This is a genomic window from Paracoccus albicereus, from assembly GCF_024359525.1.
Lineage (GTDB): Bacteria > Pseudomonadota > Alphaproteobacteria > Rhodobacterales > Rhodobacteraceae > Paracoccus > Paracoccus albicereus.
The window spans coordinates 1-12,147 of the sequence record NZ_JAKZEU010000012.1 but is presented as its reverse complement, the minus strand read 5'-3'; the positions used below and the strand labels follow the sequence as shown (position 1 = coordinate 12,147).

The window sequence follows — 12,147 nt, the reverse complement described above, 5'->3', positions numbered from 1 at the left end:
CATCAGTAGGATCGGTCGGGTCCGTGCCGTCCGTTGGGTCAGATCCGTCGGTTGGGTCGGTTGGATCGGTGGGGTCCGTTGGGTCCGTGCCCTCGGTAGGATCCGTCGGGTCGGTGGGGTCCGTACCGTCAGACCCATCACTGGAGGAACTTCCTCCCGCAGCGGCGAGGCTGATTGCACCGAGCGACCCGATGGCCGCCGCGACCTGTTCATCGGTCATGCCGGCGCCCAGTCCGGCCTCTTCCCCTTCGGCATCATCCGCAAGGATGATCGTCCCGTCACCCAGAACAAGCTGGTGGGGCGCGCCGTCGGCGGCAGGGTCGTAGAAGCCCTGGACGAGAATCTCGTCGCCGCTCGCCAGCATCACCGTCAGATCACTGCCTGACCGCGCGTAGCCGCTGATGTCACCGGGCAACGCCTGCAGCGGGATGTCCCTCAGCGCGCCAGCCTGAACGATACTTTGTGCCATTGATCAATCCTTCCAATACGACCCGGAGAATCTCCGAAAAAGGCGAAGTGACAGGGTGTCTCTCACGTAGATACTATAGTATGTATGATATGACTATACTAAAGTTTGTATTGTCGACCTATGTCACTCTCCGGCGCAGAAGGAGCTGTCGAAATCCTCGGATGCCTTGCCGCAAAGGACGGCGTTGGCCAAGATCAAGAACACTGCTTTGGAAACGCCGCCCTCGTGCGGCAGCGAATGAGTGAGGCAGCGCGTGAGCGAGCTCGAACGACATCGGGACGGACGTTCCGCCGAGGGTGGGGCAGACCCGACGACGGAAAGCCGGCCAGACAAGGTCGCGACGATCAGACCTGTCCTGCACGCGTTGGCACGGATCATCGCCACCGACCGCAGGGCCGTCATTCTGGCGACTGCAGACGGTCGCATCCTGCTGGCAAATCAGGCAGCCGAACGGCTGAAAATCGACCGGGATGCCCTTCTGACGCGCCTGAACTGGCGACAGCTTTGCGACCGAGCGAAGCGCGCCGCCAGCGTCACCATGATCTGGGACAAAGAGGCACGCGGGGATACACGCCCTGATCTCCGCCTTGATGGAGAGGTCGTGCATGTCCCCATGGGGCCTGTCGAAGCATATGTGCTGAGGCTGGCGGAAAGCGACCAGGAATCGACATGGCTACGCAACCGCGCTCGTTCCGCAACGCTGATGAGAGTCGCTCATGACTTGCGCACGCCGATCCAGTCGCTTCTCGCGTCAGCCAATGCTCTCATGCAGGAAACGCCCGAACGCGGCTCCCGTTCTGAGGAGAAGACACTAATTCACGGCGCTGCCGGAATGCGCCGGGCAGCCGAATTGGCACTGGACAACATCAGCAACGTGCTCGCAGTGATACGCGGCGAGGACACTGTCAGGGGCGGACAGCCCGACGAGGATTTCAGCGTCGCGGAGGAAATCCGCGCATTGGTCGCCATGATCGAGCCGATCGCACATGCGCGGGCAGCCGAGATTCGGCTGGACTTCGACGGACCGGCGGACCTGATCCTGAACGGACCTTTGCGCTTCGTGCGTGCGCTGTGCCAGAATCTGATCGACAACTCGGTCAATCACGGGGGTGGACTGATCGAATTGCGGGTGGCCTGCGCACCCCTCTCTGAATCGGCTCTTGGCGATCACCCCGGCTCGCCGCTTTGGCGTGTCGAATTGGATCTGCGAGACGAAGGTGGGGGACTTCCCGCGGATCAAAGGCGACGTCTGGCCCGGGCGCTTGGCTTGCCCGTTGATCCACAGCCCGACCGGCGTCCGGATGGGCGTCCTTCCGCAGGTCTTAACGTCATGGCTCACGCCCTTCGTCAGCTGGGCGGTTGGATCGAGATATTTGACCGGGGGATCGATGGCGAGGCTTCGCCGTCTCGAGAGAAGGTGCTGTCTGTGGGGAATGCACCTGACGTCATTTTCGAGTCAGTTCAATCGGAAAGCAGGCGAACTGAGCGGACCGAATGGGCTGAGGATGAGAGCGCGATATCCGAAAGCGGCCCGCGCGTGATCGGCACGATCTTCCGCGTCGGTTTCAGCCTCCCAGCCGCACCGGCGCTGACGCCTTCGCTTCCGATGCCACAGCCAAATTCGGCGAGCCCGATGTCCGGACGAACCATCGTCCTTGTCGAGGACAGTCCCGCAAGTCGCGACTGGCTCACCCGGCTTCTGCAATCGCTTGGGGCGTCCGTCATTCCGACGGCGAATGCCCCCGAGGCGCTTGCTTTTCTGTCCCGCCGAGACGCGGCCGATCAGGTGTCGCTCGTCCTGACCGACGTCACGTTGCCGCGCATGACCGGGATAGAACTGGCCGCCCGACTGACTGGCGGCGACTCGGGATCGGCGGGCACGTGGAATGGCGTCATCGTCGGCCTCACCGCCCATATCGACGAGAATGTTCAGCGCGCCTGTCTCGAAGCGGGAATGGCGCGAGTGCTTGAAAAGCCGATTTCGGCAGAGGGGCTTAGCCGGGCGTTGACTGCAATCCTGTCAGGCGCGACGGCGACTGAAGAGACCACGTCTGCCGAGCCTGCAAACGACGCGCACCTGATTGATCCTTCGATCGCAGGCGACCTGCGTGATCGGCTTGGGGCGTCTCATGCGCGCGACTTCATGCTGAGGGCCCTTGGCGAAGCCAGGTCCGTGTATACGGAGTTGCAGACAGAAGGTGTTGGGCCCGAAACAGGCAAAAGGCTGCACGCTGCGACGGGTGCGTGCAGCCTGACGGGTTTGAAAGCTGTCGAGAAACGATTGCGCGCCATCGAGAACGTGCTCGATGCCGGGTCTCGTCAGATCGATGGATTGTTAACGCCTCTCGCCGAGGCCCTTGACCAGAGTCTGCAGATGGCCAAGGAGATGACATGATTTTACCCAAAAGCGTCCTGGCCTCTGCGCCAGTGGAAACCGCGGAAAGCGAATGCCATGACTAACGGCCAGTCCGACCAGTTGCGCGTCCTGATCGCCGATGACCATGCCATGATCCTCGAGATGCTGGACATGTATCTGGCGGCTGTGCCCGACATCACGCTGAAGACGGTGCCGAACCTCCCCGCGGCTCTGGACGCGATCGCTGCCGAGGGTCCGTTCGACCTGATCCTCGTCGATCTGGATATGCCCGGCATGGATGGATTGAGCGGGCTGCGCAAAGCAATTGAACAGAACGCGGGACAGCCAGTCGGCATCTTGACCAGCAATCCTTCGGCGCAGGTCGTCGAAGAGGCGATGACGCTCGGCGCTGCGGGGATCGTGTTGAAAACAGCACCGCTGAAAAATCTCGCCAACGAACTTCGCTTCATGGCCGGTGGCGGACGATATCTTTCGATGGAGCTGATCGACCTACGCAAAAAGCATCAGGAGTCTGCTCAGACAGCGCTTTCCAAGCGCGAGGCCGAGGTGCTGACCCTGCTGGCGGAAGGGATGCCCAACCGGGAGATCGGCGCGGCGCTCAACCTCGCGGAACCGACCGTCAAGATGCATGTGAAGTCGATCTGCACGAAGCTCGGGGTGAACAACCGAACGCAGGCGGTCATCACCGCGCGGGATCGTGAGCTGATCTGACACTCGATGAATGCGGACGACGCTGACGATAGCCACATCGGATTTCAGAAGTTCGCGCTGACCTCCAACCCGAAATACTGCACCCGGTCGTCAGGCTGTCGATCGACCGGCGCTGCTGCGTAGAGCGAGACCGGCGTGTCCCCGACATCGAAGCTGAGCGACACGCCAACGCTGCTGCGGATCTTTTTGCTGTCGTCGATCCTGCCGTCCAAGGTGTTGTCGAGGCCCCAGACCGAACCGACATCGGCAAAGATCCCGCCGCTGAAGTTGCGGCCCAGAAATTCGCCCAGATCCCGCTGCAATTCGAGCGATGCCACCAGGAACCGGTTGCCCCCAAGAAGATCACCCTGATCCGAGGGCGCGACACCGCGGGGAGCAAACCCCCGGAAAGTGTCACCGCCTGCAAAGTTTCGATCCAGCGCGGTCGTGTCATTCCCTGCGAGACCAGTCACGACAGATCCGCGAAGGCCAAGCATCAGACTGGTCCGCTCCCCCATCGGATATCGAGAGCCGACTTCCAGTTGCGTTTCCGAGATCGGATCATCGGTGCCGAGGTTCCAAAGAAACTGTTCGACGCGGATGCTGACCTGGCTCTGGCCATCCTTTTCCGCACTGCGGTAGCTAAGGCCCGCCCGCGCGAATGGCGCGTTGATCCGTCCGACTTCCGATCGCAACAATGCGCTCGCACCGTCGTCCAGATCGGTCAGGCTGTGATCTCGGTAGCCCAGCCCATACTCGATCCGAAACTCGGGGGTGGGCGTCCATGACAGATAGACGTTCCCTTGGTGGTTTCTACCGGAGAAAGCCAAGTCTTCGAAATCGCTTTCCTGACCGGACAAGTCGAACCCGAGGCCCAGTTCCGGACCAAAGGTTTCGGCGCGAAAAAGGTTCACGTCGTAGCTTTTCGACTCGCGGCTGAAATCGCCGTGGACGGCTCCAAACGTATCGGGCAGCAGATTGTATTGCTCATACGAAATCGTTCCGGTCAGGCCCTGGTCATTGACCCAGCCGAGGCCGACATCGATGCGCCCGGGCCGAAGCTCCACCTCCGTCACATCAATGACCAGCAGATCACCCTTGCCCATGACCGAGACCGCTTCAAATACTCCGGTCGACATCAGACAGTCTTCGACTGCCTGAAGCTCCCGGTCGTCGAGATAGACACCCGTCAATTCGCCACAGGTTCTCCGAATATCGTCCGCGGGAATCAATTCGGCGCCGACGACCTGCACATCATCATAAACTTCGGCGCTGACCGGCCCACCGAAGCACAAGGCGGCCGCAAGAGAAATCAGCGACAGAGGGGTGCGGGGAAAGCGGACAAACGTCACTGAAGGCATCAAGGTATCCGGACTGCAAGGGGAAGAGTTATCGAAGCCTGGCGCGCAGAAGCGGGCGGATCAGATAGCTAAGAATGGATTGCTGACCGCTTTCGATATCGACTTGCGCGACCATGCCGGGACGTATCGGAAACTGCTCGCCGAAGCGCTCCAGATAGCTGCGATCCGTTTGGACCATCACACGATAGAAGTTCTGAGGTCCGTTGGCCGTATCTTCCTCGACCGTGTCCTCAGAGATCTGGGTGACGTGACCACGCAAGTCGCCGTAAACCGCGAAATCGTAAGCGGTGATCTTGACGCTGGCAGGCATGTCGGGCGCGATGAACGCCACGTCTCGCGGCAAGACCCGGGTCTCGATCAGCAGTTGATCATCTATCGGGGTGATTTCCATGATCGCCTCGCCCGGCTGCACGACGCCGCCAAGGGTGGTGATCGCAATGTTGTTGATCCTGCCTTCGACGGGCGAACGGATGATCGTGCGGCTTAGCTCGGCCTCTTTCTGGACCAGCTCCTGCTGCAGCGTCGAGAGCCGGGCTCGACGCTCTGCGAGATCGCGGTAGGCGTCCTGCACATAGCCGTTTCGCGCCTCACTGATAGTGCCGTCCAGTTCTGCAATCTTCTGTCGCAACTGCAGCAGGTCTATGCGGCTGACCGATCCGCTCGCCGTAAGGGGGCTGGTGATGTCCATCTGTTCCTGAACGGTGCTGCGCTCTTCCTCCAATGCGGCAAGCGAGGATTGCAGCCGGGTCCGCCGTGCGTTGAACAAACGCAGTTCGGTCTGCTGAGTTGCGGTGGGATCCGGTCCGAAATCGAGCGTGGGCTTTTCAAGGACTTCCGCTTCCAGGCGGGTAACTTCTGCCTCCAGCGTCTCGATTTCAGAGGTCGTGGACATGAAGGCAGAGCGAGAGCGCGTGGCGTCCATTTGGGCGATCACCTGCCCGGGCTCGACAAGATCACCTTCCGCGACGAGCAATTCGGAAAGAATGCCGCCTTCCAGACTTTGGATCGTCTGCATCCGCCGCAGGGGGATCACGCGACCATCACCGCGGGTGATCTGATCGATCTGGGCAACCGCGGCCCAACCGACGGCGATGATGACGGACAAGGCGGCAATCTGTATGGTCCAACGGGCGTGGCGAAGCGCCTGACGGCGATAGCTGCCGTCGATATGGCTTGTGTCGACCGTATCGTCTGCGCTCATGGAACGACTTGGACCGGACCCTGCTGAGATTTGCTCGCACGCGCCGCGTTCAGGATCTGCAGCAGGTCACCGTCCCGCGCGACGCGACCATCGTTCAGCACGACGGCGCGCGACGCGAGCGTCAGCACTTCTCGCTTGTGCGTCGAGATGATCGAGGTTCTTCCTTGCAGCCAATCGCGCAGGTAATCGATCACCTTGGCCTCCGTCACATGATCGAAAGCCGATGTGGGTTCGTCCAGCAGAACGATCTGCGGATCCTGCAGAAGAATCCTCGCAAGTCCAATAGCTTGCTTCTGCCCTCCCGACACGTTCGAGTTACCATGAATCTGCAGGTCGAGACCCCGCACGTGCCGTCGCACGTAGCGGCCGAGACCAACCGCATCCAGCGCAGCCAAGAGTTCTTCATCGGAATGAAGGCCATGATCCAGAAGAAGATTGTCGCGAAGCGTACCTTGGAACAAAGCCACGTTTTGCGGCAGGTATCCTATCTGGCGCCGACGGTCGATCGGGTCGATCTGGCTGAGTGCCAGATCATCGACGAGAACCGCACCGTCCTGCGGATCCGTCAGTCCAGCAAGCAGACGCAGCAGGGTCGATTTTCCGGCCCCGTTGCCACCAAGAAGAGCGACACTTTCACCTGCTGCGATCTTCAACGCGGGGATCGACACGACCGGCGCTGCATCAACCTCATGCCGGTACGAGACGCCGTCGAGCCGGTACGCGCCGGTCAGCGCCGGGGCGCGCACGAAATGACGATCGTCAGGACGCTCGACCGGAAGTTTCATGATCCCGTCAAGCCCCTCCATGGCGGCCCGGACGTGCTGCCAGCGCGCCAATAGACCTGCCACCTGAGACATGGGCATCAAGGTTCGGCTGGACAGAAGGGTGCAGGCAATCAAGCTGCCGACGGTCAATTGCCCGGCGCTGATCAGGTAGACGCCCACGATGATGACGCCGGCATAGGCAAACTTCTGCACCGAACTGACGATCTGCGACATCACATTGGTCAGGTTTCGCGTCTTGACCGCCGTTGTCGCCATCGTCGCAGTCAATTGGGCGTAGGCGCGCTGCAAACGTCCTTCGGCCCGCGCCGCCTTGACAGTCTCCAGGTTCGAGATCGTCTCCAGCAGCAGCCCATTCAGCGCGGCCGCTTCACGGGTGTTTTCGCGCGAGGCGCGCCCAAGACGGGACTGCAAAAGAATGCCAGGAACGATCGTCAGGATCACCGCGGCGAGCGTCACCAAGGCAAGCGGGCCGCCCAGAAAGGCAAGCACGCCCAGGAAAAGGATCACGAACGGAATATCGCAGACTGCCGCGACCGTCCCCGAGGTGAAGAATTCACGAACCGTCGCGAACTCTCGCACCTGATTGGCAAACACGCCCGTCGATTTGGGCTGATGAGCAAGACGAAGGTTCGAGACCTTGTCGAAGAGCTGTGCCGACAAACGCAGATCCAGATCGCGACCAGAAACATCGATGAGCGAACTGCGCATGATCCGAAGAAGGATCTCTAACGTGATTGCGATGGCCACGCCGCTTGCAAGGATCCATAGCGTGTCGAACGCGCGGTTGGGCACCACACGGTCGTAGACCTGCATGGAGAAGAGCGCCGTCGCGACGGCCAGAAGGTTGGCGACGAAAGACGCGATGACGACATCGCGGTAGATGTTCCACTTCTCCAGCACGGGACCGAGTATCCAGTGCCGCTTGCGCGCGCCGTCGCTGTCGAGCCGCTGCGAGACCACATCGATAGGCTTCGATACGAGGATTCGACCGTCGTGACGCTGCGCCAGTTCTCCACGGGTCCAGATCGCCCGCCCGCCGCCGGTCGCGGGCAGGATCAGACTGGCCTCATTTCCGTGCAGGGCCTCCAGGACAACCGTACTGCCGTCACGCAGGAACAACAATGCAGGAAGGCTGTGCTCTGGGAAGCTGTCGAGCGGCTCCGTGCTGATCCGGCAGCTCATGTTCGCGCGACGCAGCGCCTGCGTCGTGTGGCGCGGCTGCAGCGCTTCGCCACTGGCGCGGGGAAGTCCGTCGGTCAGCCGCTCGGCCGACGCAGATACGCCGTGAACGCGGCACAACTCGACCAGTCCAAGGACGAGCGGATCATGCTCCAGCGCCCTGGTTGTTGCAGCCCCCCTCGTCATTCCCATTATCCTCCGCTGCTTGCGAGAATGAGTGTGCCAAGAACGCCCAGTTCGTGGGCGGCCTGATACTCGGCCCGCTTGCTCGCTTCGTAGGTATCGATGCTGTCGATCTGCGCGTCGTAGAGATCGCGTCCCGTCGTCAGCAAGTCGATGAGTTCCTTCTGGCCACCGACGAACTGCTCTTCGAACGTCTGAAGAACACGCTCGGCCTGCGTCAGTTGCGCCTCCTGCGACGCCTCGCTCGCCCTCAACGCCCGGATCTGCTGGATGGCGCTACGTGCGCCATTCCGGAGATTTCGGCCGATGGCTTCCATGTTCGACTGCGCCGCCTCGCGTTCCAGTTCCGCTGCCTGTACTTGGCGCCCCCGAAAACTGCCGGAGTTTAGATCGACGCCAGCTGACAGACCGACGGCCGTGCGGCTGCGGCCCCCATCGAGCCCTGCGCGTCCTTGCGCCTGAAGACGGATCGTGGGCAATCGCGCGGCTTTGGCCAGATCGATTTCGGCCTCTGAAGCGAAGACGTCCGACCGAGCAGCAATGTACTCGGGCGACAGTCGCACCGCGGAATCCAGCGTGTCCGAGCCCGAATATCGTTCAGCGAAGTTCAGGGATGGCGGTGCCGAAATCCCCGAGGGTGCGCGGCCAAGAAGGAATTGCAATTGCGACAAGGCCAGAGTTCGGTCGCTTGTCAGCTGCTGCAAGCGATCCTCGGTGCGGACCACTTCCAATTCGGCCCGCGCAACCTCTGCATTATCTCCGACACCCGCAGTCGCGCGATCCCTTGCGTGTCCGGCGATCCGCTGCGAAAAGGCAAGATAATCGCGAGTCTCGGCAATCTTCAAACCAAGAACTTCGACATCGAGATAGCTTACAGCTTGATTCGATACCCTGAGCCAAGCAGAAGTTAGACGAACGAAGTGCATAAATATCTGAAAGTGCGGTTATCGGATTGCATAAGTATGCACATACGAACCAACAGGGTCCAGCAACAAATGCCTAATTACCCTATCGAATGACTTTCTAAAAGTTAGTCTTGCTCGTCGCTTTGGGTGGGTTGCAAGGCCCCCAGCAGACTGAAATCGCCGATCGCAGTATCCGTCGCATCATCCGAATTTGCTGGCTGCAAGAGTTCCGCCAAGGCTGTCTCGACAGCCAGATCTTCGGCCAGGAAGCCGTCGTTGGTTCCTTCTGCGCCGACTTCGTCCAGCAACGCCGCCAGAGGATCGGACAGGCCGCCCAGGGCGCGGTCACCGCTGTCTATAATTTCACCCAGCAAAGCATCGACTTCAGGATCAGCTTCGACCTGTGAAGTTGTTGAAGTCGTCCCGGATGCGGAGGCCGCAGCCATTGGTGCCAGAAGTCCGCTCAGACCAAGACCGGCGAGTAGATCATCGACACCGTCGTCGACACCCTTCAGACCACCGTCTGCCTCATCCACCAGGCTGTCATCCAAGCTGCCAAGTAGTTCATCGACCGACTGCGACGATGAGAGGGATTCCGAAGCGCTGTCCCACGCCGCCGCAGAGTCGAGACCCAGCAGCGTGTCGAGAAAACCGTCATCATCGGCCACAGTGTCGGCATCATACGTGCTGTTTGCCGCCTCTTCGCCGACAGGCGAGAGGCTTTCGGATGAGGAATCGTCCGAGCCTGACGTTAAAAGCGCAGAGTCGGAGGCCGCAGCTGATGACGTCGAGTCCTGTGCCCGTACAAGACCGGGACCGCCCAGCGGTCCCGCCGTCAGTCCACCCAAAAGGCTGTCGCCAGGTAGCGGCGAGGCAAGACCGTTGAGCAGCCCATCATTTCCAAGCAGCGGATCAAGCCCGGTTTGACCGATCGTTCCGATGGCGCCATCGACGTCGACCGCGGACGAGAGGGGCGACCCGATGACTTTTCCGACGAGGCCAGCATCCCCTGTGACTGTATCGATCAACGAACGTGTGGTGTCGCCATGCGCGCCGTCTTGGCCGAGGATCGCGGTTGTCGTACCGCCAATGAGGTCGCCACCAGCAAGAACCGGCTCGAAGAGACCGCCAAGCAAGCCGCCGCCATCTACCAAAGGATCCAGGACGCCATCCTCTACCGTTCCAACGACGCTTGCCAATGCGCCTTCGGAACCCAATAGAGGCGCGACGACGTCTTCCACGACACCCCCATTGCCCAATACCGGATCGATCAGGGTCTCCGTTACACCGCCCAGCAATCCATCTTGACCAAGCATCGGACCGGTGACGCTGCCGATCACCCCATCCTTGCTTAAGACCGGGTCGAGGACGCCCCCAACCAACGCATTGTTGCCGAGCAGAGGATCAAGAACGGTTTCCTGCACGACGGCGACGACGCCACCCACCGGCCCGTCGCCCCCCAAGATCGGCGCGACGAACTCGCTGACGATGCCGTCGGGTCCGAGAATTGGAGTGATCAAGGAATCCGTGACAGCGGTTAACAGCCCGTCCGGCCCGAGAACCGGCGCGGTTATAGTGCCGATCAGCCCGCTCTCACCGACAACCGGACGTAGGATTCCATTTAGAATACCATCAGCGCCTAGCAGAGGATCAAGAACGCTGTCCTGAACGCTCCCGACGACACCGCCGAGAAGCCCGTCGGACCCCAGAACAGGGTTCACGCCGCCGATTACACCAACCCCGCCAGTAATCGTGTCCAATACAGTGTCGATGACGGATCCAGCACTATCATCAGGGGGCGCGATACCATCCGCCTCAGCAGAGCGGTCCGCGTCCGAGACCTGCGCGTCCCACTCAGCGATCACGTCGCTTTCGGAGTTGGCGCCAGACCTCGTGGGCGTCGCACCCGTGACGGATGAAGCTTGGTCCGCTCGACCTTGCGGCAGCGTCACGCCTTGCGCCGCCGGGATCGCAGCATCACCGACGCCGATATAGTCGTCATCGCCCAAAGGTGGTGCGAAGGCGACGCTTGCTTCGCCGTCAGAGCCCGTCTCCGACTGTGACGTCTCGATCTGCGCTCCTTCGATCGGCCGCTCACGATCGGGCATGGCCGCAAATTCTGCCAGCGCCCCGCCCGCTTCTCCGGCCGCGGATACAATTCGTTCGCTTTCGTCAGAACCCGACTGCGCTTCGCGACTATTCGTGGACCCCGGTCTCGTGGACTCGAGCTCACTCTCCAGATCGACAAGGTCCATCTGCGCAGCCTCAGTCGAGGTCTGGCCTGCAAGCCCCATGCCGATTGCCGTCAGACCGAGCGTCTCTGCCCTCCCCCGAACTCGCTGAGAACCGCCGTCACCCATAGACGCAGCACCAAACACATCGGACGATGCGTCGGGCTGAGCCTTGGTTTCGTTATGGGTCGGCTTTTGCGCCGTCATCAGCCCCTCGGCCTGGTTGAAACGCTTGCGGGTTTTGCAGCGGTTGAGTCAGCGAATGAAGGTTAAGCGTATAGCTCTACACATACTATTGTATGGTACTTTCTTGCATTTGGCAAGGTCAACCCACATCCATAAGTCGACTATCGCTGTCCAGCAGCTGCATTTTAGCGGACGTGGTTAATAGGGGTTCACGAGGATTGCCCTGTTCCCTTGACTTCATTTCCGATCAGTACGAAGCCCCACCCTCCTCTCGCCCCGAAAGCTCGAAGCAATGGGCCTCGCCGCAAGCGTCGTCGTAGAGGCAGATGCCAAGCCTGAAGTTCTGTTCTGGCTCGAGCTGGCCCAAAGTCAGCGATAGCAGTTCCAGCGCGTCGCGTTTCTCTTCGCACGGCTGGACTGGTATCGCGATGACCATTCCTGAATTCACTATTCCGACCAATGCTTTGTCCTCCGCTATGTCCGCGATCAGGTCACGGGCGTGTCCGGGTTGGGCTGGCTCCGGTCACCTGATGGCCGGGTGGTGGCGGCCGCGCCCTCTGGGGCGCGACCGCCGGTCCTT

9 protein-coding genes are annotated in these 12,147 nt (G+C 61.0%); 2 read left to right on the top strand and 7 right to left on the bottom strand.

What is annotated here, in order from left to right; genetic code table 11:
- Positions 1-469 (bottom strand): BapA/Bap/LapF family prefix-like domain-containing protein (locus MLD63_RS17785; RefSeq protein WP_439957692.1); only part of this gene is annotated, 469 nt, incomplete at its 3' end.
- Positions 470-722: 253 nt separating this feature from the next.
- On the opposite strand from MLD63_RS17785, the gene MLD63_RS17780 reads away from it, so the two are divergent.
- On the top strand, positions 723-2,864 hold the full coding sequence (locus MLD63_RS17780; protein WP_255331236.1) for an ATP-binding response regulator: 2,142 nt from the start codon (positions 723-725) through the stop codon (positions 2,862-2,864).
- Between the two features lie 57 nt (positions 2,865-2,921).
- Positions 2,922-3,557: a response regulator transcription factor gene (locus MLD63_RS17775; RefSeq protein ID WP_255331235.1), complete on the top strand. Its 636-nt coding sequence runs from the start codon at positions 2,922-2,924 to the stop codon at positions 3,555-3,557.
- Between the two features lie 44 nt (positions 3,558-3,601).
- On the opposite strand, the gene MLD63_RS17770 is transcribed toward MLD63_RS17775, so the two are convergent.
- The 6 genes from MLD63_RS17770 to MLD63_RS17745 form a co-directional block, all read right to left on the bottom strand.
- Positions 3,602-4,897 (bottom strand): BamA/TamA family outer membrane protein, encoded by a 1,296-nt coding sequence (locus MLD63_RS17770; protein WP_255331234.1) that lies wholly within the window; start codon positions 4,895-4,897, stop codon positions 3,602-3,604.
- 28 nt (positions 4,898-4,925) lie between these two features.
- Entirely contained in the window at positions 4,926-6,098 is a 1,173-nt protein-coding gene (locus MLD63_RS17765) for a beta-barrel domain-containing protein (protein ID WP_255331233.1), read from the bottom strand.
- Entirely contained in the window at positions 6,095-8,248 is a 2,154-nt protein-coding gene (locus MLD63_RS17760; protein WP_255331232.1) for a type I secretion system permease/ATPase, read from the bottom strand. Before MLD63_RS17760 ends, MLD63_RS17765 begins: the two co-directional genes overlap by 4 nt.
- A gap of 5 nt (positions 8,249-8,253) precedes the next feature.
- Positions 8,254-9,090, bottom strand: a complete 837-nt coding sequence (locus tag MLD63_RS17755; RefSeq protein WP_255331231.1) for a TolC family protein — start codon at positions 9,088-9,090, stop codon at positions 8,254-8,256.
- Between the two features lie 185 nt (positions 9,091-9,275).
- Positions 9,276-11,588: a hypothetical protein gene (locus MLD63_RS17750; RefSeq protein WP_255331230.1), complete on the bottom strand. Its 2,313-nt coding sequence runs from the start codon at positions 11,586-11,588 to the stop codon at positions 9,276-9,278.
- Between the two features lie 226 nt (positions 11,589-11,814).
- Entirely contained in the window at positions 11,815-12,003 is a 189-nt protein-coding gene (locus MLD63_RS17745) for a hypothetical protein (RefSeq protein ID WP_255331229.1), read from the bottom strand.
- Positions 12,004-12,147 lie beyond the last annotated feature (144 nt).

What these genes read in the sequence shown, in the direction of transcription:
- MLD63_RS17775 (WP_255331235.1), top strand. Translation starts at nt 2,922, where the DNA reads ATGACTAACGGCCAGTCCGACCAGTTGCGCGTCCTGATCGCCGATGAC.
- MLD63_RS17770 (WP_255331234.1), bottom strand. Translation starts at nt 4,897, where the DNA reads ATGCCTTCAGTGACGTTTGTCCGCTTTCCCCGCACCCCTCTGTCGCTG.
- MLD63_RS17765 (WP_255331233.1), bottom strand. Translation starts at nt 6,098, where the DNA reads ATGAGCGCAGACGATACGGTCGACACAAGCCATATCGACGGCAGCTAT.
- MLD63_RS17760 (WP_255331232.1), bottom strand. Translation starts at nt 8,248, where the DNA reads ATGACGAGGGGGGCTGCAACAACCAGGGCGCTGGAGCATGATCCGCTC.
- MLD63_RS17750 (WP_255331230.1), bottom strand. Translation starts at nt 11,588, where the DNA reads ATGACGGCGCAAAAGCCGACCCATAACGAAACCAAGGCTCAGCCCGAC.
- MLD63_RS17745 (WP_255331229.1), bottom strand. Translation starts at nt 12,003, where the DNA reads ATGGTCATCGCGATACCAGTCCAGCCGTGCGAAGAGAAACGCGACGCG.